Origin of the sequence: Candidatus Litorirhabdus singularis, from assembly GCF_026262625.1 — a bacterium.
In the GTDB taxonomy this organism is placed as follows: Bacteria; Pseudomonadota; Gammaproteobacteria; order Pseudomonadales; family Halieaceae; genus Litorirhabdus; species Litorirhabdus singularis.
Map to the genome: position 1 here is coordinate 1,085,252 of NZ_SHNN01000002.1, position 22,175 is coordinate 1,107,426.

The following is a 22,175-nucleotide window of genomic DNA, read 5'->3' on the forward strand; positions in this document are numbered from 1 at the left end:
CGGTCGCTATTAATCCTCATAGCCCAGGCTGCGCAGAGCCCGCTCGTCATCAGACCACCCGGATTTCACTTTAACCCATAGCTTGAGCATAACTTTACTATCGAACATCAGCTCCATATCGCCTCGCGCCTCGGCACCGATACTGCGCAACCGACTCCCCTTGTCGCCAATGATAATTTGCTTCTGTCCGTTACGCTCCACCAAAATCAGGGCAGAGATATGCAGGATTGCTCCCGCCTGCTTGAATTCCTCTATCTCGACCGTAGTCGCGTAGGGCAGCTCATCGCCTAGCTGACGCATTATCTTCTCTCGGACTATTTCTGCGGCCATGAAACGTTGACTGCGGTCCGTAATCTGATCCTCTGGAAATAGGTGCGCTGCAGCAGGAAGCAGCGCGGTAATCTGCTCTTCGAGTGGCACAAGATTATGACTGCCCAACGCAGATATGGGCACGATGGCAACAAAATCTGCCTTTCCCGACAGCTCCTGAATATGCGGCAACAGCTCCCCTTTATCGGCCAGCAGATCGACTTTATTGATCGCCAGCAGCATGGGCACACCGCTATTGCGAACCTGCTGCAACACCATCTCGTCTTCGTCCGTCCAGGCGGTACGGTCAACCACCATTACGGCCACATCGACATCTCGGATGGCGCTGGTTGCGGCACGATTCATATAGCGATTAATCGCTTTTTCAGCGCGCTGATGCAAACCCGGCGTATCGACAAATAAAATCTGTACCGGACCCTCTGTTTTGATCCCCAGTACCTGATGGCGTGTGGTTTGGGGTTTGCGAGAGGTAATGCTGAGCTTCTGCCCCAACAAATGGTTAAGCAGCGTCGACTTACCGACATTGGGGCGTCCGACAATGGCGACGTAGCCGCTGCGCAGTACTTCAGCCTCCGACATTCAGCTGCTCCAGCAGACTGGCAGCTGCCGCCTGCTCTGCGCGTCGCCGACTGGAACCATCCCCTGTCGAGGTCGCACCAGAGCCAGCGAGTTTGCAGCGTACGCTAAAACGTTGGTCATGATCTTCACCCACTACCTCCAGCAACTCATATTCGGGCAACTTCTCACCACGCCCTTGCAGGTGTTCCTGCAAACGGGTTTTGGCGTCTTTGCTGACGCCAGGCGCAACCGCGCGCACGCGTGACTCAAACAGCTGTAAAATCAGTTTACGGCACTCGGTTTCATTCTGATCCAGTAGCAAAGCACCGAAAATTGCCTCGAGCGTATCCGCAAGAATAGAATCACGCCGATGGCCACCACTCTTCATTTCCCCCGCTCCCAGGCGCAGATAACTGCCCAGGTCCAGCTCGCGCGCCACCTCTGCTAACGTTTCTCCCTTAACCAAAGCCGCGCGCATTCGGCTCAATTCACCTTCCCGTGATTCCGGATAGCGCAGGTAAAGCTCGTGGGCAATGACATGATTTAGAATCGAGTCGCCCAAAAACTCAAGCCGCTCGTTATTACGGGCACCGCAGCTGCGATGAGACAGCGCTCGATCCAGCAGTTCCAAATCAGAAAACTGACAGTTCAGTTTCTTCAGTAGGGCGCTAATAGAACCAGCAGGCATAGCGGCCCTATTCAATCTCGAATTTCAGGTTGTCAAACATCAACACAGCATCTATACCATCGAACAGCGGAGTCCGGTCCTCATAACTTGCATCAATAATAATGACGCGTTTTTCACGATACACTTTCACATCTTTGACCGTTATCGCCTCTATTTGATTGGTAATGAAGGCATTGGTCAGCTTTTTCTGAACTTCACCCAACGACATCGAAATATTCGACGAATCCACAACGCTTTGGACTGTTGCCTGGACACTGCGCCCCTCCATATAGGTCGGCGCAAGGCGCAGCACCACCGTCAGGAAAAAGGCAAATAGCAACATAGCGACCAGTGCTTGGAGAACCGATACACCGGCCTGGCTTTTTAGTGATGTCATGACGATATCTCCGCTATAACTTTATTGAATCGCGCCTACGCGTGAAAAGCTTGGCAGGCTCAAAAATGAATCCCAGTGCATCCAGATAGCAAACGCCTTACCGACAATATCGCCCTCGGGCACCTGCCCCCACACTCTGCTGTCACTACTATTATCACGATTGTCACCCATCATGAAATAGTGACCTTCGCGAACTGTGACAGCAAAATTATCGTTAGCACGCGCCATATCGGTGCGAATCTCATGCTCGACGCCGCGCAAGCTCTCCTCAATCAGACGGAAACGGGGACGGGATGGCGGCAATTGCGCCAGCAGCTTTTGCTGTATCTCTTCTCCGTTGACGAACAAGCGTTTGTTCTCATAGCGAATTTCATCACCCGGCAGACCAATAACTCGCTTGATAAAATAGGTATCGTTCATATGCGGAGGGAAAAACACCATCACATCACCGCGCTGGGGTTCATTCAAGGCCATTACCTTGGTCCGCACCACCGGCAACCGGATGCCATAGGTGAATTTATTGACGAGAATATAGTCCCCGACCTGCAGCGTGGGCACCATGGATGAAGAAGGTATCTGAAACGGTTCTACCAAAAACGAACGCAACACAAAAACCACAAACAAAACTGGAAAGAACGATTTGGCGTACTCGACCAACAACGGCTCGCGTTCAATTTGGCCGGCGCGCTGCTGATATTCCTGCTGCTGCGACGAACTACTGGCCTCGCGTTCCGGATAGGAGCGCTGCAATTCACTCAAGCTACGCGCCCGGCGCGGCGCCAACAGCAAATAGTCAAACAACCAGATCAGTCCGCTGCCAAATACCAGCATTACCAATATCAAAGGAAAATCTATATCCATACCAGGATCTCGTTATCAGTCTGACATCAACACCGCATGAAACGCGGTCTGGGGTATCTCAACACTTCCCACCTGCTTCATACGCTTTTTACCCGCTTTCTGTTTATCCAAAAGCTTGCGCTTACGCGAAACATCGCCACCGTAGCACTTGGCCGTGACGTTTTTGCGCAGAGCCTTCACGGTTTGCCGAGCTACGATCTTGCCGCCTATAGCCGCCTGAATCGCCACGTCAAACATTTGCCGTGGAATCAGCTCCTTCATCTTCTCAGTAACAACTCGGCCGCGGCCCATAACCTGACTGCGATGCACAATCACAGCTAGGGCATCAACTCGCTCACCGTTAATCATCAAGTCTAGCTTAACCAGATCAGCCGGCTCAAAACGCACAAAGCTGTAATCCAGCGACGCGTAACCGCGACTCACTGACTTGAGACGGTCAAAGAAATCCATGACTACCTCGGACATCGGCAGCTCATAGGTGAGTGAAACCTGTTGTCCCAAAAACTGCATATCCTTCTGCACGCCGCGCTTATCAACGCACAAGGTAATAACATTCCCCAGATGTTCCTGCGGTACCAGAATATTGGCCTGAACTATGGGCTCACGCATTTCTTCAACTTCGCCCGCATCCGGCAGCTTAGACGGGTTATCGACGCTCAGCACCCTGCCGTCCTTATGCAGCACCTCATAGATTACCGTGGGTGCCGTGGTGATCAGGTCGAGATCGTACTCGCGCTCCAGTCGCTCCTGGATTATCTCCATATGCAGCATACCGAGAAAGCCACAGCGGAATCCAAAGCCCAGCGCATCAGAGCTTTCAGGCTCATAGAACAAGGAGGCGTCATTGAGTGTTAACTTGGCCAATGCCTCGCGAAAATCCTCGTAATCGTCAGAGGAGATAGTGAACATACCCGCGTAAACCTGTGGCTTAACTCGCAGAAACCCAGGCAGTGCATCGACATCCGGTTGACCCGCGTGGATGATCGTGTCACCCACCGGAGCGCCATGAATATCCTTAATACCCGCGACAACAAACCCCACCTCACCTGCCTGCAAGATGCCCGTTTCCTCACGCTTGGGAGTAAAAATACCTACGCTATCGATACCATGGGCGCGGCCAATGCTCTTTGCCACGATCTTATCGCCCTTGCGCAAAACGCCGTTTTTGACGCGCACCAGCGATACCACTCCCAGGTAGTTGTCGAACCAACTATCAATAATCAGGGCCTGTAACGGCGCCTCTCGATTACCCTCAGGCGGCGGTATATGCTGAATCAGATACTCAAGCGCTTCCTCAATACCAAGGCCCGATTTAGCGCTGACCTCACAGGCTTCCTGTGCGTCAATGCCAATAATTTCTTCAATCTCTTGCTTAACCCGCTCCGGGTCAGCCTGTGGCAGGTCCATTTTATTGAGGATTGGCAGCACCTCGAGGCCCTGCTCTAACGCCGTGTAGCAATTGGCAACGGACTGAGCTTCGACACCTTGCCCGGCATCAACCACCAGCAGCGCGCCTTCGCATGCGGCCAACGAGCGTGAGACTTCATAGGAAAAGTCGACATGCCCCGGCGTATCAATAAAATTGAGCTGATAGGTCAAACCATCCAACGCCGTATAGTCGAGCGTTACACTCTGCGCTTTGATGGTAATGCCGCGCTCGCGCTCGATATCCATGGAATCGAGAACCTGCACGTCCATTTCTCGCTCAGAAAGGCCCCCACACACCTGTATAAAACGGTCTGCAAGAGTCGACTTCCCGTGATCGATATGGGCGATTATCGAGAAGTTGCGGATTAGATCCAGATTGCTCACTAGGCTGAAGCCTGCTATTAGTTGTCGCTTGGGCCCGGCTACGTTGCGGATTGCCTCTGGCAACCCCCTACGACCCCAAGTCAGGAAAGGGCGCGATTGTACCCGATTGCAGATACAACCGCTATTGCCTCCCCGCTCAACTACGGCACTTGGCGGCTACTCTAACTTGAGCCCGATAAAGAGCGGAGAACCGCGCCGGATAAGCCGCAGCGGCGTTGATTTTCCAGGCTTTATCTTGTCCACGGCCCGCACAAAGGCTTGCACCGAATTGATCGGCGTAGAGCCAACCAAGGTAATCACGTCGCCGGCCTGAATACCCGCACGCTCGCCGGCACCCCCTGACTCCATCGCAGCGACAACCACACCGCCAGAAATACCCCAACGCGTTTGCAACTCTGCATCAACCTCCCTGACTTGAAGACCCAGTCGAGAGCCTGACTCGGCTTCCGCTGCTGCTAGCGCGATACTCGGTTTTTCGTCAGCATCAAGGCCTCCGACCTTCACCTTGAGCGTTTTGGAACGACCGTCGCGGATAACCTCCACTCGCGCTTTGGTGCCTGGCGGCACCAGCCCCACCACATGCGGCAGATCAGTAGAGGTAGGAATTTCAATACCGTCAAAGGTGACGATGACATCGCCCGCCTCTATACCAGCCTTGGCCGCCGGCCCATCGGGTTGCAATTGTGTCACCAGTGCACCGCGCGGCCTGTCCAGCCCAAACGACTCAGCCAAATTTTTGTCCACATCCTGGATCGTGACACCCAACCAGCCACGGGTCACCTGACCGGTCTCACGCAGTTGCGTCACTACGTTGTGCACGACACTGACGGGAATCGCAAAAGAGAGTCCGATAGAACCACCACTGCGGGTGAATATCTGTGAATTGACTCCCACCACTTCACCTTCAAGATTGAACAGCGGGCCACCGGAATTACCCGGGTTGATCGCCACGTCGGTCTGAATAAACGGCACGTAATTGTCATTGCTCTCATTGGGCAAGCTGCGTCCCTTGGCACTGACGATACCGGCGGTTACGGAATAGTCGAGCCCAAAGGGCGAACCAATTGCCAACACCCATTCGCCTACTTGCAGCTCTCCTGGCTTACCCAACTTAAGCACAGGCAGACCGCTGGCCTCCAGCCGTAACAAAGCAAGGTCGGAACGCGGATCCAGCCCCACGACTTCGGCGACGTACTCGCTCCGGTCCGTAAGTCGCACAATAATACTGCTGGCACCTTCTACTACATGATTGTTGGTTACCACATAGCCATCTTCAGAAATAATGAAGCCGGAACCCATCGACTGCCGCTGTTGCTGAGGCGGCCCACCACGAAACTCAAAGAAACGGCGTAAATATTCAGGAATTTCCTCCTCGGCACGCGCGTCAGATACCTGCTGATCATATTCGACCAGAATTTTGACTACCGCCGGGGTGTTCTCTTCTACGATAGGCCGAAAATCCGGCAGTAACACCCCCGTTGCCAATACCTGACTGACAGCCAACACATTAACCAATACGGCGACAATGGCCCAACGCATACTTTGCATCGATACTCCTATCAATAACATCCAAGAAAAATTACAGTCTGACGGGGCCCGCACGGCCCAATAACCGAGGCTGGTGATCACGGTTATTACGGTGCTTCCAGGCATGCAACCGCACTAATAACAGCCCGCTCCCAAACCCGGTCGCCGCACCCAGGCCTGCAGCCAAATCACCCGCTGCCACCGGAAATAAAAAATCGCCGAGGCTGGCACCGCCCAGCAGGCACAGTAGCGGCAGCAGATAGACCACGAAGGATCCTTTAACAACCACCTGCTCGGGTAATTCAAAGCGAACTTCTTCGTTCAATTGCAACGGCGGCTCTAAGGCCTCCGCCACAGGTACCCTGACATAATTACTGCGCCCACTGCCCATTTCATTCAGCAAACCATGACCGCAGCCTTTGCGAACAGCGCAGTTGCCACAGGTAGTCGCACGAATAGTCTCAACCCACAGCCCGTCATCTTCGAGCGCTACAATACGACCGGTTTCAGTCAGCATCAGCGACCTCCCACACAATGGAATCTGCAACCATGCGCGCAGTATTCACCGGCACTTCGCCAATCACGGTTACCAATACTGGGCTAGCCTCGATTTGCATACCGCGTGAATAGGCTGAGGTTCCGCCCTGTCGCGCAAGGCCCTCTCCGAGTTCAACAGAACCCTGCAGCGACTCCAGAAATACGCTAAACACCGCGAGTCCATCAGTAAAGGTTTGCTCGTGAGCATTATCGTGATGGCTGGTTGGCGCAAACCCTTCCGGTACCCAGCCAACCAGCCATGCGCGCACCGCTGCAGCAGGCGTCTTCGGCCCTGGGGGCTGGGGATGGTCGGTGTGATGAACCACTTCTACTTCGGTACCGGCAACAGCAGGGTTCGCCAACCCGAACTGCACATCAGCAAACTGAAAGCGCTCCAGCGTACGCCCATCTTGAGCCATCGTCTGGCTTTTCAGCAGCAGGCCGCTTTCCGTATCCAGTGCCATAAGGTAGCCATAGCGAAACATATCGCGGGGTAAAATTTGCAGCACCTGAGCAGTGCGACCCGCGACCAGAATTTCACCACCCAATTTCAATTTGTAGTGCGCGGCCATGCCGCAATCTTCAGCATCACCACCAAAGGCCAATCCCAGACGCACTAGTTTGCTGCCGGGATGAATACAATCCAGTGGGTGTTCGGTACGCATTACACTGCCACCGTCGCCGGTCAGGCGAGTAACGTGCGCCGTCTCGGCACTGTCAGTCACCTGATGGCGAATACGCAGGGTCTGCATTGAACTGCCGTGCTCGTAAGTAAAAACGCCGCTGTAGCTCACTTCCTGCAGGCTGTGCGACATTTTATCCAGCCACTGTCTTGCTGCCAGGTCTTGCTCGTTGCAATCGGCGGCAGCCGTATTGCCGACAAAGCCAAGCAGCAATAGCAGAGCGAGCAGTCGCGACATCAGCCGGCTAGTCCTGTGCATCAACCGGGAAACTGGCAACGCGCGCATATGGCATCATGCCCTGAGGCGTGTTCAAACTGGCTGCATCGGTATGCGGAACCAGATAACGTTGCAGGCGCTTGCGGGCTATTTGATCGTAACCCACTGCGACAGCAGGCTGAGCCACCACCGTTTGACCGCCAAAGCTGGCGGTCATAGCGGCACCGCCCAGCGCATTAACCGGTCCCACTGTAGAGACCTGATTGGCAATTTGCTGACTGCCGACAGCATCGGCAGCATCCGGACCAAGGCCGTAAAATTGACTAACTACCAGCACCACCGCAAAAACGGAGGCTGCAACAGCAAAGCTGGCCAGCGGTCGCAAAGCTGTGCTCACAAAACCTGACCCGGCGTTTGCTGATTCTACGTCCGACTCTCCATCCAACCCTGCTGCCACGCCGTCGGCAAATGCCAGATCGGCGAATTTTGGGCTCAACAAGGCCGCATCGCGGTCACCGCGTACCACAGCTGAGGCACCGTGCATGCGCGCCCAGGCACTACGCAACTCGCCTGCATCGCTGTGTTTCAGTAACCGCTGCAGCTCCAACTCGTTAGCTTCGTCATCCATCAGTGCCGACAGCGACTCTTGCATACGCTCATTCATTCATTTACTCCTTCTAACACTACAGTACTGGTTCACCCTGCAGCTGTGCCTGAACCTGTTTATCGATAGCTTCCCGTGCTCGGAAGATACGCGAACGCACGGTACCTACCGGGCAATCCATAATTTCTGCGATATCCTCGTAACTCAGACCATCAAACTCACGTAAAGTTACAGCCGAACGCAAATCATCCGGTAATTCGTTGATCGCTCGATTGACCACCGCCTTTAGCTCTTCACCAAACAGCGCATTTTCCGGATTTTCAAGATCTCTTAAGGCGGAACCGCTGTCATAATATTCGGCATCTTCTATTTCTACATCACTGCCCGGGGGACGCCGACCGCGCGATACCAGGTGATTCTTGGCGGTATTAATAGCAATCCGATATAACCAGGTGTAGAAGGCACTATCACCACGAAATCGTGGCAGCGCCCGATAGGCTTTGATAAAAGCCTCCTGCGCGACATCCTGGACCTCATGACTGTCCTGAATATAACGCGATATCAAGCCAAAGATCTTGTGCTGATACTTGAGCACCAGCAGATCGAACGCTCGTTTGTCGCCAGCCTGGACTTTCCGGACCAGTTGCTGGTCGCTATCACTTGCGGTCAATCGCCACTCCTCTCCATGTAACAGTCAGATAACCGTGTACACAAAAAGTTCCCGCAGCGACGACTGAATTGACCATTGAGGCCTGATTTCATACTACAATGACCATCTGTAAGTAATTGACTAACATACACTATTTAGCCAACTGAGGCAGCATCTAGACCATGTCACAAGTGCACCATCATGACGTACTCATTGTCGGCAGCGGCGCAGCGGGACTGGCCCTGGCGTTAAGCCTGCCGGAAACCATTAGCGTTGCGGTTATCAGCAAAGGCGACCTCACCCAGGGCTCCACCTACTATGCACAGGGCGGTATGGCAGCGGTGCTGGACGAAAACGACACCATCGAGTCCCACGTCGCCGATACCCTCGCCGCCGGCGCCGGCCTGTGTCGCGAAGAAGCCGTACGCTACACGGTCGAAAACAGTCGCGGGGCCGTGGATTGGCTGATCGCACAGGGGGTCAAATTTGACCTTCGCGATAAAGTTGGCAGCGACGAATTTCACCTCACCATGGAAGGCGGACACAGCCATCGACGGGTGATTCACTCAGCAGACGCCACCGGACGCGCCATTTCGGACGTACTGGTGGAAAATACTCTGGCTGCCAAGAATGTCACTATTTATCCACACCGGGTAGCTGTAGACCTGATTGTCGATGCAGATGGCTGTCAGGGCGCGTATGTGCTTGATCGACGCAACGACACCGTGGATGCTTTCCAGAGTCGCTTTGTAGCGCTGGCGACCGGTGGCGCCAGCAAAGCTTATCTATATACCAGTAATCCAGACGGTGCCAGCGGCGACGGTATTGCCATGGCCTGGCGCGCAGGTTGCCGGGTTGCCAATCTGGAGTTCAACCAGTTCCACCCAACCTGCCTGTACCACCCCCAGGCCAAATCCTTTCTTATCAGCGAAGCCGTGCGCGGCGAAGGTGGTCGCCTGCTGCTGCCCGACGGCACCCGTTTTATGCCCGCCTTCGATTCGCGCGCAGAATTGGCACCGCGCGATGTGGTCGCGCGGGCCATCGACCATGAAATGAAACGCACGGGCAGCGACTGCGTCTATCTGGACATAAGCCACCAACCGGCAGAATTTATCCAAAGCCATTTCCCGACCATCAGCAGTCGCTGCCTGGAGTTTGGCATAGACATCTGCAAACAGCCCATACCAGTAGTACCGGCAGCGCATTACACCTGCGGTGGCGTGGTGGTCGATACCTGCGGGCGCTCGGATGTCAGCGGCCTGTACTGCATTGGAGAGACGTCGTTTACCGGCCTGCACGGGGCCAATCGCATGGCCAGCAACTCTCTGCTTGAATGCCTGGTCTATGCCCGTTCCGCCGCCACCGATATCTGTCAACGCATGACCAACAAGCCACAACAATTAGCGGTACCCGCCTGGGACGAAAGTCAGGTCACCGACTCCGATGAAGACGTGGTCATTTCACACAATTGGGACGAGCTGCGCCGCTTTATGTGGGACTACGTCGGCATCGTAAGAACCGACAAGCGTCTGCAGCGCGCCCTGCACCGAGCCCAGTTGCTACAAGAAGAGATCAAGGAGTATTACAGCAACTACAAGGTCAGCAATGACCTGCTTGAACTGCGTAACCTGGCCATGGTCGCCGAGCTGATGATTCGCTGTGCGATCTCACGTAAAGAAAGCCGCGGTTTGCACTTTACGCTGGACTACCCAAACACGCAGGCAGTGGCAAAAGAAACCGTGCTCAAACCGGACAATTGGTATAACGCCGAGTGGTAGCGCCAGCCTAGCGACACTGGCAGCGAAGAAACACCTGTAACCGGCGCCATACCTCTGGCGCATAGTCATTACGCCATAACCACCAGCATTCAAAGGCGCCACACTCAGCACGAGTGCACAATACCACCGCGAACGAAGCTACCAGGGTGCGCTGAGACACCTGTAGCGGCCTATAATCCAGTGGCGGGCTTCCGGCAAAATCCTCACAACCTTCAGGCCCGCTCGGTTCTACCCCGACAAGCGCAAGTAAATGCAGCACCTGCGGACGATTCATTACAGGCCAGTTTCTGAACACCCACAGGCCGCCAGCTAGCAGGGCTAGCGCAGCAAACGGCCGGACTGGTAATTCGAGCAGCAGTAGGCTGGCACACGCCAGACCGTAAAGACCGCAAAATAATTGCCAGCGGCCCCTGCCAGGTACTAGCTCAAATGTCAGAGCGGACGAATTCGAGAATACGCCGGACAATAGCCGCTATCTCTTCATCTTCGGGCTCCACGCGGCCGAGGAACCAGCTGAATAAATCCTGGTCCTCGCACTCTAGTAGACGCTCGTAGCGTAATTGATCAGCAGCGGAAAGCTCACGAAAGCGGCGCTGCACGAACGGTTCCAGTATCAGATCCAGTTCCAGCATACCGCGGCGACTGTGCCAGCACAGGCGATTAAATTCTATGTCAGTTGTCATACCCACAGTATAATGGCTGACAAACTCTGGCGCAGCATCTATAGTTGCGCCGTGACTATCTATTTTGCTCAACTTCCACACCGCGGCGCGCTCTTAATCAACGGACCCGACCGCTCAAAATTCCTGCAAGGTCAAACCACTTGTGACGTATCTGCGGTCACAGACAAGACTGCCGTGCAAGGGGCGTACTGTACCCCTCAGGGTCGGCTGGTTTGCGATTTTCGTATTCTCTGCGATACCGAAGACAGCTGGTTACTGCAAATGGACCGCAGTATCTGCGCCCATGCCGCAGCAGCTTTCGGCAAATATATCGTGTTTTCCAAAGCCGAAATCGCCGATGCCAGCGACCAGTGGAGCAGCTTTGCCGTGTGGACCGACACTCCGGGCGAGTGGGCCAGCGGCTGGGAACTCAACGGACAATGGCAAGATGGACATGCCCGTTGGGTGCAGACCGACAACGAGGGTCAGCGATTTGAATGCCTGGTACCCACAAAGCACGCCGCTGAATTACACGCAGCACTGACCGCCGAGATGACGCCGGCAAGCGCCGAGGAATGGCAACTACTCGAAATCAGCGCCGGCATAGGACACGTTGAGGCCGCCACCATCGAAGAATTTATTCCGCAGATGCTGAATTATCAGCTAACCGGCCATATCAGTTTTACCAAGGGCTGCTATACCGGTCAGGAAGTCGTTGCCCGCATGCATTATCGAGGCAAACTGAAGCGACCGATGTATCTCGCCAGTTTTGACCAAACATCACCACCGGCAGCTGGCAGCCCACTCTATGCGGCGGGTAACGAGCAAAGTGTCGGCAATATTGTCAATGCTGCGGCGCTGGGCGATGGCTGCATGGTACTCGCGGTCATCACGACCAAGGCTTTAGACGGCGGCGTTCACCTGAACGACCCCGCCGGGCCGCTGCTAAGTCTGGGCGAACTGCCCTATTCCCTGGGCGCTACGGACAGCGAAAACTAGTCAGCCTGCTGCCGCGGCTGGCAGACTCCAGTCGATTGGGTCGAGCCCCTGTTGCTGCAAGTACTGGTTAGCCTCGACGAAGTGACCACAGCCAAAAAAACCACGATAGGCACTTAACGGTGATGGATGTGGTGCCTCCAGCACGCAATGCCGATCTCGATCAATAATAGCGCCCTTACGCTGCGCATAGGCGCCCCACAGCATGAAAACCACAGACTCGCGTTGCTCGTTGACAATACTGATGACGCGATCGGTAAAACGCTCCCAGCCTTTACCCTGATGTGACGCTGCCTGCCCGTGTTCGACGGTCAAGACACTGTTTAACAACAAAACCCCCTGCTGCGTCCAACCGGTGAGACAGCCCTGCGCTGGCATAGTAACGCCCAGCTCCGTCTCAAGCTCCTTATAGATATTCACCAGTGAGGGCGGCACCCGGACGCCCGGCAACACTGAAAAACACAGGCCATGAGCCTGACCGGGACCGTGGTAGGGGTCCTGCCCCAAAATAACCACTTTGACGCTGTCTAGTGGGGTTTGATCAAGCGCGCTAAAAATCTGCGCACTGGCGGGATAGATCGTCTTACCGGCCTGCTTCTCTGCACGCAGAAAATCCCCCAGCTGAATCATATAATCGCTATCAAACTCCGTCTGCAGGGCCCGCAACCAGGATGCTTCCAAACTGACTTTTTTCATCTTCGGTTCGTTCTCCTGACCTGAATCAGCTGCCGCACCACGCCATTGCGCGGTACAATAGGCCTACCATAATAAACAGCGGCAAGTTTTAGACATGAGCAAATACCAAACCCCCTACCAAGCCTTGGGCGAAGAAGGCATCCGCAAAATCTGTAATGCCTTCTACGACATTATGGACGAGTTACCAGAGGCTGCGGAGCTTCGTCGCATGCACGCTGACAATCTGGAACCAATGAAAGTCAAACTCGCGGACTACCTGACGGGCTGGATGGGCGGACCACCGCTGTACGCCGATAAACACGGCACTGTTTGCATGACCACACCCCATGAGCATTACGCCATTGGTCCCCGCGAGCGTGATCAGTGGCTACTGTGTATGGAAAAGGCGTTGGTGGCCACCGAGGTCGAAGAGGAAGTACGCAGTATGCTCAAAGAGCCTCTATTCCGGGTCGCTGACGCCGTGCGCAATCGCCCAGAATCAATCACCAATGATGATCCGAATATCATCGCCATTGGCTAACCCACCGATCAGCTGCTACTGACAATCACGCTGTTGCGCAGCAGTTCAGTAGGCTTCTTGCTGCGCTCATACTTACGCGCCGGCGTATTCACCGGATCTGCCAGCGGCTCCGCCTGCCGACCTGCGTCACGACGTTCCTCGGACACCGTGTTGTAACGGGTATCACGCTGCCTGGGCTGTCGTCCCAGCGCCTCTATAAACTCTTCCATCTGCGGCGGCGACCATTCCTGGCCGTGCTCAGAACCGGCAGCACGAGTAATACTCTCATTCATCAAAGTGCCGCCGATATCGTTGGCGCCGGCATTCAGGCAGGCGCCCACGCCGACCCGACCCATCTTGACCCAGGAGGCCTGAATATTGTCCAGCAAGCCGTGAAACACAATCCGTGAGACCGCATGCATCAACAGGGCTTCTCTGAAGGTTGGGCCCTTCCGCGCCTGACCTTTCAGATACATCGGCGCTTCCATATGCACAAACGGCAGCGGCACAAACTCAGTAAAGCCGCCGGTGATGGCCTGTAGCCCACGAACCCGCAGTAAATGCCGGGCCCAGTGTTGCGGCCCCTCGACATGCCCATACATAATTGTCGCTGTGGTGTTAAACCCTACCGCGTGTGCAGCCGACATAACTTCCAGCCACTGCTCCGTATTAATTTTGTCGGGACACAGTACCTGACGAATTTCATCATCGAGTATTTCAGCAGCGGTACCGGGCAGCGTGCCCAGCCCTGCTTCCTTCAGCTGCGTCAAAAATTCCTGCAGGCCAAGACCCAGCGTGTGGGCACCCTGCCAGACTTCCAGCGGTGAAAAAGCGTGCACATGCATATCTGGCGTCACGGCCTTAACCGTAGCAACAATATCCAGATAGGTCTGTCCTGTGTACTCCGGATGAATACCACCTTGCATGCAGACTTCGGTGGCTCCGCGTTCCCAGGCTTCCTGACAACGCCTCCCTATTTCGTCCGCATCAAGATCGTAGGGCCGACCGCGCAGATTTTCGCTAAGCTTGCCCTTGGAGAAGGCGCAAAATTGGCACTTGAAGTAACAGATATTGGTGTAGTTGATATTGCGATTGACCGCAAAACTCACGGTGTCTCCACATACTTCCCTACGCAGCGAGTCAGCCTCTTGGCAGACGTAGGAAAAATCAGCGCCGCGGGCCCGAAACAGCCGTTCGACCTGCGCCTCGGTTGGCGTACCGCCGTCACGACAGAGCTTAACGATTTCCTGTATTTCAGCGGCTACAAGGCTGATATCTATGTCTGCACTGACCTGCTCCAGCACAGATTCGGGAGGCTGCATATCTTCTCCCGGACACCACTCGTCAGTGCGCGGCAAACCCTCGGCGTCTATCCCTTGCAATACCGCCAGCTGTACTGAAGAGTCCAGCCAGCGTTTGTGATCCAAGGCATAAGCCGGATAAATAGTCATCCGCTCTGCCAGGTGCTTACCCGCCGCAGCGGTCTCTCGTGACAGTTTGTCCAGATGCGGCCAGGGTGCTTCAGGATTCACAAAATCCGGAGTCAAGGGTGATACGCCACCCCAGTCATTGATGCCTGCGTTCACTAACTGCGGCAGCACACCTGGACTCAGGTTCGGTGGCGCCTGAATATTCATCTGCGGCCCAAAAACAATGCGTGCTACAGCAATCGTCCACAGCAGTTCGTTAAGGTCAGGCTCTGGGGCCTCGGCCATCAGCGTCTCGGGCTTGGCGCGAAAATTCTGTACGATAACTTCCTGCAACTGGCCGTGCCGTAAATGGCTCTCGCGCAACAAAAGCAGCGCCTCAATACGTTCCAACCGGGTTTCGCCAATCCCAATTAAAATACCCGAGGTAAATGGCACCTGCTGTTCACCGGCCAACTCAATAGTTTCGAGGCGTCGCGCCGGCACCTTATCGGGCGAGCCGTAATGCGGCATGCCTTTTTCGCACAGGCGCTCGGATGCAGATTCCAGCATGATACCCATAGAGGCAGAGACTTCACGTAACGCCGACATCTCTTCCGCGTCCATGCAACCGGCATTAATGTGCGGCAACAAAGTGGTTTCTTCCAAAACCCGCCGCGCCACATGCGTCACGTATTCCAGAGTAGTGGCAAAACCCATCTCTTCCAACGCCTTGCGCGCCGCGCTATAGCGCAACTCGGGACGCTCGCCGAGGGTAAACAAAGCTTCCTTGCAGCCCATGGCCTGGCCCTGACGGCACAAGTCCAGAACTTCATCTTCGGACATGTAAGGCGCGCGCAGCTTGCGCGGTGTCTGCGCAAACGTACAGTAGTGGCAGACGTCGCGGCAAAGATGCGTTAACGGCACAAATACCTTGCGCGAATAAGTAATCAGATTAGTGTGGCCCTGATCGCGCAGACGCGCAGCAGTCGCTGCCAGCCGCGCTGTATCGTCAATCTCCGCCAGCGCTAGCGCAGACTCGGTATCAGGCAGATGTCCTTCCAGGCTGGCCTGCAGCAGGCCCTCCAATTGCAGATCTTCAAACTGCGTCATGTTTTACTTCCATGGCGGCCGTGCCCAGACCGCTGCTATCGACCGCCCGCAGGCGCTGTGAAATTTCATCAACCAGTAACAGCCCGGCACAATGCTCGGCTACTGGATCATTGACCAGATGATGGTAAAGGCGCAACAGATCTTCCGGCTCATCTACATCAAGCCCTGTACGCTCCGACTCTACCAGACGCACGCTTAAGCCGCGCTCTTCCGCCAACCGCGTGTGGGCTGCACAGGATGCCTGACCATAGCAAAAAGGTAATTCAGCGGCGGCCGGCAATACCATGATATTCGTCCCATCACGGTTTAGATCAGGGGCTATCACTATATCAGTGTCAGACGAGGCGTAGACTGCTAGCAACTGCTGTAAATCTGCGGCACATAACAACGGAATATCGCCATGCAAAACCATAAAGTCTGTAACTCCGCGCTCGGCCAGCATCGCGGTAGCGGCAGCCACCGAACCGTTGAGCCCGGGAGCACCAAGCCTGGCTTCTGCCACCCACTCTAGACCGTACTTATGCGCCAGCAGCTCAGCAGAGGGGTCATCAGAAACCACCAAAACGCCCTCCAACTCCGCCACGGACGCCAGCGCAGTCAGCACGTCCTCAACCATGGCCTGCATCAGCACCCGACGTTCGAAGGGCGCCAGCACACCAGATAGTCGTGATTTGGCCTTGACCAGATCTTTCAGAGGCAATACCGCCCAAACCATCAGGTCAACTCCTCTGCCAGCGCTAATACCGCTTGGCCGAGGCTAACGCGGTCGTCCAGCGATTTCATTATGGTTGGTCGCACAGCAACACTCATGTTTTCTGTTTCGATCATGGGCGCCAGTGTAGCGTCACTTTCATCGACAACAAAGCAATCTATGAGGCCCTCGTAATATTCGGCGACAGCGGCGGCGGTCACCGGAATTCCCAGTTCCGCCATCATTTTGGCGGCCGGCCCCTTGATAGCCAAGCCCGCAACAATAGGCGATATCGCAATCACCGGCGCCGCGGTGTTGCGTATTGCAATGCGCACACCGGGCAGACCGAGGATTGGATCAATACTCACGAACGGGTTAGACGGGCAAATAACCACGGCGCGCAGCTGTGGGTCCTCCAGTGCAGCCATTAGCTCTGGCAGCGGCTGCGCCTGCTCAATACCGGCAAATTCAAAACCGCTGACCGCAGGCTCGCACTGACGTCGCACGAAATAGTCCTGAAACCCCAGCCGCCCCTCGTCGGTTAGTACCTGAGTAGAAACAGGGTCATTAGTCATGGGCAAAATACGAGGCCCAATATTCAAACGTTGGCACAGTTCGGCAGTCACCTCAGCCAGGGTAGCTGCAGCGGCCAGACGGCTTGTCCGAAACACATGGGTCGCCAGATCCCGATCACCCAGCCGAAACCAGGTCGGCTCACCGAGGCGCTCCATAGCCTCCAGGAACTGCCAGGTCTCTCCCGCCAGCCCCCAGCCCAATTCCTGGTTGCTGAGCGCAGCCAAGGTATACATAACAGTGTCTAAATCCGGCGCAATATGCAGGCCGTAATGCTGAAAGTCATCGGCGGTGTTAGCAACAATGGTCAATTGCTCTGCAGGCACACAGTGAGAAAGCCCCAAGGCTAGCTTGGCGCCCCCTACTCCCCCGGACAGGGCTAGGTAATGGCCATCGACAGACGCATTCATATCAGCGGAACATGTCCTGAGCCGGGTTCCGTAACAGCGCACTGGAACCCACCTCGGCAGCACTCCACTGCGCGCCACGAATAAGCACCACCGGACAACCCTCGGCGGCCTGGCCCATGACAAAAGAGGCTGCGGCGGCAAGTTCATCGGCCACGGCAACCTCTGTTACTTCCAGCGATCGGCCGAACAGATCTGGCTCACCGACCTGATTGCGCAGTGGCTCGATGCCGGCAGTACCAATAGCCATACCTACTGTACCCATGCGCCAGGCACGTCCGGCGCTATCATTAATAATGAGTCCCAGTCGTGTGCACTGATAGTGTTGCTGCAAAGCCTGCCGCAGAACCTCTGCGCTGCCATCGGAGTCTTCCGGTAACAGCAGCACGGCAGGGTCTTCCTCGTTCGTGGGCAAGTTGGATTTATCAATGCCCGCATTCGCGTGCACGTAGCCCAGCTTATGCTCAACAATGACCACTCCCGGGCGCCGCCGCAGCACAGTCTTTGATTCCCGCAGGATAAGTTCTGCCTGCCGCGGATCCTTATCGGATGCCGCCGCCAGCTCCAGTGCCTCAGGCCCGGGCTCTACCGTCGACAATCTGACGTAGCGCCCCTCAGCCTTGGACACAATTTTCTGCGCCAGCACCAACACGTCACCGTCCTCCAAAGCCAGATCATTGGCTTGCAGTGATGATTTCAGCAGTTGTGCAAGATCGTCGCCAGGTTCTACCAGCGGAAAGTCCTGCAGCCCAACAAGCTGCATGGCCTGACTCACAAGGCTCAGTCCAACCCGGAGATCGTAATGCCAGCGTGGCACTTATACTGACGGTTGATATTGATCAACACAGACGTCAGCGCTTCGGCGGCCGCAGCATTATTGATAAGCCCGGCGTGAAAACCACGCATCCCGGCAGCTTCCACCAGCTCTATGACTGCAGCGCGCGCGTCTTTGCTGTTTCCACAGACCAGTACATCGCAGGCCAAACCGTGGCCTTCTTGTAAGTGGTGCGCGGCAACATTTTGAAAGGCAGAGACCACGTGGACTTCTTCACCCAGAATGTTTTGCGCAATCTGGCCAGCAGAGCCCTGCTCCGGCAGCTGCACCCTTCCGACCTTGGGTGGCACCAGCGGCACAGTGACATCAATCAATACTTTGCCCTGCAAAGCCGGCTTAACCAACTCCAGCGTGCTCGCCTGATGGCTGAACGGCACGGTAAGGGTAACAATTTCAGCAGCCGATGCAGCAGCCATGTTTTCCATGGCCTCTACGCCAATATCACCAACGCCCCGCTCCGCCATTATTTCGCGCAGATCGGCCGCTGCCGCTTCGGCTTTCTCCTGAGTCCTTGAGCCAATAATGACGCGATAACCCGCTTGGGCCCAACGTCGCGCCAGTCCGGTTCCAAGATCGCCAGTTCCGCCCAGTATTGCCAATACTGGCAAAGATTCGTTTGTCATAAAGAATATCTCGATGTGTAGTTGAATTTGCTGGCCGTCAATCGCCATTCACAGGCCAAGATTGCACCGCCAACGGGAAGGGAGGTACGATAAGCGCCGCCCGAGCATATTATGTAAATCAGTCACCATGCACAAGTAACAGGAAGTATACGCAATGGATAACCCGCTAGATCTTTCCGGCAAAGTTGCCATTGTCACCGGCGGCGGCAAAGGCGTTGGCCGCGGCATCAGCGAGCGCCTTCTGGAAGCTGGAGCCGACGTGGTTATTTGTGGCCGAACCGCTCCCGAAACGCTGCCAGCAGCAGCAAATCGCAGCGCTGTATTCACCGCCTGCGATGTGCGTGACGTAGAGCAGGTCCAAGCCTGCGTCGACTTCACCGTGGCGCAGTTTGGGCGCCTCGATATTCTGGTCAACAACGCCGGTGGTGCTCCGTTTGCTGAGGCTGCTACCGTCTCACCCCGCTTTTCAGAGGCGATTATCCGCCTCAACCTGATCGCGCCACTGAATTTCGCCCAAGCCGCCAATCAGGTCATGCAAACCCAGGCCAGCGGTGGCAGCATCATTAATATTGCCAGCGTCAGCACTATTCGGCCTTCTCCCGGCACCGCTGCCTATGGTGCCGCGAAGGCAGGCCTGGTCAATCTGGGCACTTCGCTGGCGGTGGAATGGGCGCCCAAAGTTCGTATTAACGCTATTATCTGCGGCCTCACCGAAACCGAACAATCGCACCTCCACTATGGCGATGCGGCGGGTATTGAGGCAGTCGGGCAAACCATCCCGCTGGGGCGGATGGCGGTTCCCAGAGATATCGGCGATGCCTGTCTGTTCTTTGCTTCCCCCTTGTCCTCTTACGTCAGCGGCGCCAATCTAGCGGTACATGGTGGTGGCGAGGCACCGGCCTTTCTGGATGCCGCTAACGTGGAAAAACCCGCTTGAATTTCTGCCATCCAACGCCACTGTTACTCGGTATGGTCGCCCTGCTCGCGATCGGCGCCAGCTGGCCCCATGCTGATGCGCAAACACCGCAAGATACCTCCACTGCAAACTGGCCCGCTTACGGCGGCGGCAATGATGCGGGACGTTATTCCCCACTCACACAGATCAATAGTGATAACGTGGGCCAACTGCAGCCGGCCTGGACCCACAATTCCGGCGACTTCTCTGACGGGCGCGGTGAATGGGCATTTACCAGCCTCCAGGTAACCCCTATCGTGGTCGATACCACGCTTTATTACTGTACGCCGTTCGGCCGCGTATTCGCACTGGACGCAGAAACCGGGAGCGAACGCTGGGTCTATGATCCACAGGTCCAAAATAAGCGCAGCGGCCTCTACCCCGCGGTTTGCCGCGGTGTGTCGTGGTGGTCGGACCCCAATGCCGACGGTGGCACTTGTTCCTCTCGTATTATCTACGGTAATCGCGATGCACAACTAATAGCCCTTGATGCAGCTACCGGACTTCCGTGCGAAGAGTTTGGCCAACAGGGCAGCGTCGCCCTGAAAGAAAGCATTGCCGGCGCCGCAGAGTGGGAGTACTACCCCACATCGCCACCCTATATAATCGGCGACCTGGCGGTGATTGGTGCAATGATTCCCGATAACGATCGGGTCGACGTGCCCAGCGGCGTGGTACGAGCTTTCAACGTTCGCGATGGCAGCCAGGTCTGGGCCTGGGAGCCAGTTTCAGACGCCTACCGCCAGCGCCATCGCGACCAACTCGGTAAAACCCTCTATCACCTTGGTTCGCCCAACGTTTGGGCGCCGATCAGTGGTGACCCCGAGCGCGGCCTGGTCTACATACCCACCGGCAATCCCTCTCCCGACCTTTACGGCGGCGAACGCGAGGGCAACGACTTTTATGGTTCCTCCGTGGTCGCGTTGAATGCGACAGACGGCACTGTACGATGGCACTTTCAGACCGTGCACAATGACGTTTGGGACTACGACGTCGCCTCCCAACCGACGTTGTTCGATATCGCCGGCGTTGGCGATGGCCGCCCCGGACTCGCCCAGGCCACAAAGATGGGGCATGTATTCCTGCTCGACCGGGAGACCGGAGAACCCTTGTACCCGGTGATTGAGAAGCCGGTACCGCAAAATGGCGTTCCCGGCGAGCAACTGTCGCCGACACAGCCGTTCCCTACCCACCCGGGGCCCCTACACTTGCCAGCCCAGCTCACCGCCGAAGATATGCATGGGTTTGCGCTATTTGACAAATGGGCCTGCCAAAAGGAACTAGCCAAATACCGCTCCGAGGGCATGTTTACCCCACCCTCTCTCCAAGGCAGCGTCACTTACCCTACCTCTACCGGGGGCATGAACTGGGGCGGCGTCAGCGTCGATCCGATCAATGGCATCCTCTATACCAATCAAATGCATCTCGCTGCAGTGGTACAGCTGATTCCTCGTGATCAGTACACCGCGCTGAATCCAGCCGAGGGCGGCTATCCGCTAGAATATTATCCAATGTCTGGCACCCCCTATGGAGTCAAACGCTTCCCGTTATTTTCGCCACTGGGTGCGCCCTGCAACCCTCAGCCCTGGGGTAGTTTGACTGCTGTCGACCTGCGCAGCGGTGACGTATTGTGGAGCCAGGCACTGGGCACCACGCGGGGCCAGGCACCTTGGCCATTCTGGATGCAGACCGGCACACCGAATACTGGCGGCTCAGTTGTCACCGCTGGCGGCCTGCTCTTTATCGCCGCCACAACTGACAGTTACTTCAGAGCGTTTGATGCCCGTAGTGGTCGCGAACTGTGGAAACATGACCTGCCGTATACTGGAAACGCCACGCCAATGACCTATAAAATCAGGTCAGATGGCCGTCAATTCGTTGTTATAGCGGCCGGTGGTCATGGCTGGTCTAGCCCAGGTGATGCCTTGGTTGCTTTCGCGTTACCCCGACAAACGCGTTGATTGGCAAGGAAAACGCGCACTTTGGTCACAAAACAGGCAGTAAATGGTCTTTAAACTTGCACCCCTGCACCATTGCAATAGACTTCATGGAAGCAAGATTGACCCGCAACAAAACCGTAAACTCCGCCACGGGTCGCGA

At 55.8% G+C, this 22,175-nt stretch carries 22 protein-coding genes; 5 read left to right on the forward strand and 17 right to left on the reverse strand.

Annotated elements, in window-relative coordinates; all coding sequences use genetic code 11:
• Positions 1-9: 9 nt before the first annotated feature.
• The 10 genes from era to rpoE form a co-directional block, all read right to left on the reverse strand.
• A complete protein-coding gene (era, locus tag EYC98_RS13355) occupies positions 10-909 on the reverse strand; it encodes a GTPase Era (RefSeq protein WP_279245835.1) in 900 nt (299 codons plus the stop codon).
• The gene (gene rnc, locus EYC98_RS13360) at positions 896-1,576 is read right to left on the reverse strand and encodes a ribonuclease III (RefSeq protein WP_279245836.1); all 681 of its coding nucleotides are present in this window, start codon (positions 1,574-1,576) and stop codon (positions 896-898) included. Before rnc ends, era begins: the two co-directional genes overlap by 14 nt.
• 7 nt (positions 1,577-1,583) lie before the next feature.
• On the reverse strand, positions 1,584-1,952 hold the full coding sequence (locus tag EYC98_RS13365; RefSeq protein WP_279245837.1) for a DUF4845 domain-containing protein: 369 nt from the start codon (positions 1,950-1,952) through the stop codon (positions 1,584-1,586).
• Between the two features lie 21 nt (positions 1,953-1,973).
• A complete protein-coding gene (lepB, locus tag EYC98_RS13370) occupies positions 1,974-2,813 on the reverse strand; it encodes a signal peptidase I (protein WP_279245838.1) in 840 nt (279 codons plus the stop codon).
• A 15-nt stretch (positions 2,814-2,828) separates the two neighbouring features.
• Positions 2,829-4,625 carry a translation elongation factor 4 gene (gene lepA / locus EYC98_RS13375; protein WP_279245839.1) on the reverse strand — a complete coding sequence of 599 codons (1,797 nt, stop codon included), beginning with the start codon at positions 4,623-4,625 and terminating at the stop codon, positions 2,829-2,831.
• A 156-nt stretch (positions 4,626-4,781) separates the two neighbouring features.
• Positions 4,782-6,164 carry a DegQ family serine endoprotease gene (locus EYC98_RS13380; protein WP_420887180.1) on the reverse strand — a complete coding sequence of 461 codons (1,383 nt, stop codon included), beginning with the start codon at positions 6,162-6,164 and terminating at the stop codon, positions 4,782-4,784.
• A gap of 40 nt (positions 6,165-6,204) precedes the next feature.
• Positions 6,205-6,669: a SoxR reducing system RseC family protein gene (locus tag EYC98_RS13385; protein WP_279245841.1), complete on the reverse strand. Its 465-nt coding sequence runs from the start codon at positions 6,667-6,669 to the stop codon at positions 6,205-6,207.
• Positions 6,659-7,609, reverse strand: coding sequence for a MucB/RseB C-terminal domain-containing protein (locus EYC98_RS13390; RefSeq protein ID WP_279245842.1), 951 nt, complete (start codon positions 7,607-7,609; stop codon positions 6,659-6,661). The genes EYC98_RS13385 and EYC98_RS13390 overlap by 11 nt, the downstream gene beginning before the upstream one ends.
• A 7-nt stretch (positions 7,610-7,616) precedes the next feature.
• Positions 7,617-8,252 (reverse strand): RseA family anti-sigma factor, encoded by a 636-nt coding sequence (locus EYC98_RS13395; RefSeq protein WP_279245843.1) that lies wholly within the window; start codon positions 8,250-8,252, stop codon positions 7,617-7,619.
• 19 nt (positions 8,253-8,271) lie between these two features.
• Complete coding sequence (gene rpoE, locus EYC98_RS13400) at positions 8,272-8,862, reverse strand: RNA polymerase sigma factor RpoE (protein ID WP_279245844.1); 591 nt, start codon at positions 8,860-8,862, stop codon at positions 8,272-8,274.
• A gap of 161 nt (positions 8,863-9,023) precedes the next feature.
• Between rpoE and nadB the strand changes: the two genes are divergently transcribed.
• On the forward strand, positions 9,024-10,619 hold the full coding sequence (gene nadB / locus EYC98_RS13405) for an L-aspartate oxidase (RefSeq protein WP_279245845.1): 1,596 nt from the start codon (positions 9,024-9,026) through the stop codon (positions 10,617-10,619).
• Positions 10,620-11,044: 425 nt separating this feature from the next.
• Here the strand turns inward: nadB and EYC98_RS13410 are convergent, their stop codons facing one another.
• Positions 11,045-11,374 carry an FAD assembly factor SdhE gene (locus EYC98_RS13410; RefSeq protein ID WP_478219248.1) on the reverse strand — a complete coding sequence of 110 codons (330 nt, stop codon included), beginning with the start codon at positions 11,372-11,374 and terminating at the stop codon, positions 11,045-11,047.
• A gap of 189 nt (positions 11,375-11,563) precedes the next feature.
• On the opposite strand from EYC98_RS13410, the gene ygfZ reads away from it, so the two are divergent.
• On the forward strand, positions 11,564-12,280 hold the full coding sequence (gene ygfZ, locus EYC98_RS13415; RefSeq protein WP_478219249.1) for a CAF17-like 4Fe-4S cluster assembly/insertion protein YgfZ: 717 nt from the start codon (positions 11,564-11,566) through the stop codon (positions 12,278-12,280).
• On the opposite strand, the gene ung is transcribed toward ygfZ, so the two are convergent.
• Entirely contained in the window at positions 12,281-12,973 is a 693-nt protein-coding gene (gene ung, locus EYC98_RS13420; protein ID WP_279245848.1) for a uracil-DNA glycosylase, read from the reverse strand.
• Positions 12,974-13,067: 94 nt separating this feature from the next.
• On the opposite strand from ung, the gene EYC98_RS13425 reads away from it, so the two are divergent.
• Positions 13,068-13,493: a group II truncated hemoglobin gene (locus EYC98_RS13425; RefSeq protein ID WP_279245849.1), complete on the forward strand. Its 426-nt coding sequence runs from the start codon at positions 13,068-13,070 to the stop codon at positions 13,491-13,493.
• Between the two features lie 8 nt (positions 13,494-13,501).
• Here the strand turns inward: EYC98_RS13425 and cofH are convergent, their stop codons facing one another.
• The 5 genes from cofH to npdG are packed head-to-tail and all read right to left on the reverse strand — an operon-like array spanning position 13,502 to position 19,120.
• The gene (cofH, locus tag EYC98_RS13430; RefSeq protein WP_279245850.1) at positions 13,502-15,991 is read right to left on the reverse strand and encodes a 5-amino-6-(D-ribitylamino)uracil--L-tyrosine 4-hydroxyphenyl transferase CofH; all 2,490 of its coding nucleotides are present in this window, start codon (positions 15,989-15,991) and stop codon (positions 13,502-13,504) included.
• Positions 15,978-16,706 carry a 2-phospho-L-lactate guanylyltransferase gene (cofC, locus tag EYC98_RS13435; protein ID WP_279245851.1) on the reverse strand — a complete coding sequence of 243 codons (729 nt, stop codon included), beginning with the start codon at positions 16,704-16,706 and terminating at the stop codon, positions 15,978-15,980. The genes cofH and cofC overlap by 14 nt, the downstream gene beginning before the upstream one ends.
• Positions 16,706-17,665 carry a 2-phospho-L-lactate transferase gene (cofD, locus tag EYC98_RS13440; protein WP_279245852.1) on the reverse strand — a complete coding sequence of 320 codons (960 nt, stop codon included), beginning with the start codon at positions 17,663-17,665 and terminating at the stop codon, positions 16,706-16,708. Before cofD ends, cofC begins: the two co-directional genes overlap by 1 nt.
• A 1-nt stretch (position 17,666) precedes the next feature.
• Entirely contained in the window at positions 17,667-18,437 is a 771-nt protein-coding gene (cofE, locus tag EYC98_RS13445) for a coenzyme F420-0:L-glutamate ligase (protein ID WP_279245853.1), read from the reverse strand.
• 5 nt (positions 18,438-18,442) lie between these two features.
• Positions 18,443-19,120 carry an NADPH-dependent F420 reductase gene (gene npdG / locus EYC98_RS13450; RefSeq protein WP_279245854.1) on the reverse strand — a complete coding sequence of 226 codons (678 nt, stop codon included), beginning with the start codon at positions 19,118-19,120 and terminating at the stop codon, positions 18,443-18,445.
• Between the two features lie 154 nt (positions 19,121-19,274).
• Here npdG and EYC98_RS13455 point away from each other — a divergent pair, with 154 nt between their 5' ends.
• Positions 19,275-20,057: an SDR family oxidoreductase gene (locus EYC98_RS13455; protein ID WP_279245855.1), complete on the forward strand. Its 783-nt coding sequence runs from the start codon at positions 19,275-19,277 to the stop codon at positions 20,055-20,057.
• Positions 20,054-22,036, forward strand: a complete 1,983-nt coding sequence (locus EYC98_RS13460) for a pyrroloquinoline quinone-dependent dehydrogenase (protein ID WP_279245856.1) — start codon at positions 20,054-20,056, stop codon at positions 22,034-22,036. Before EYC98_RS13455 ends, EYC98_RS13460 begins: the two co-directional genes overlap by 4 nt.
• Positions 22,037-22,175 lie beyond the last annotated feature (139 nt).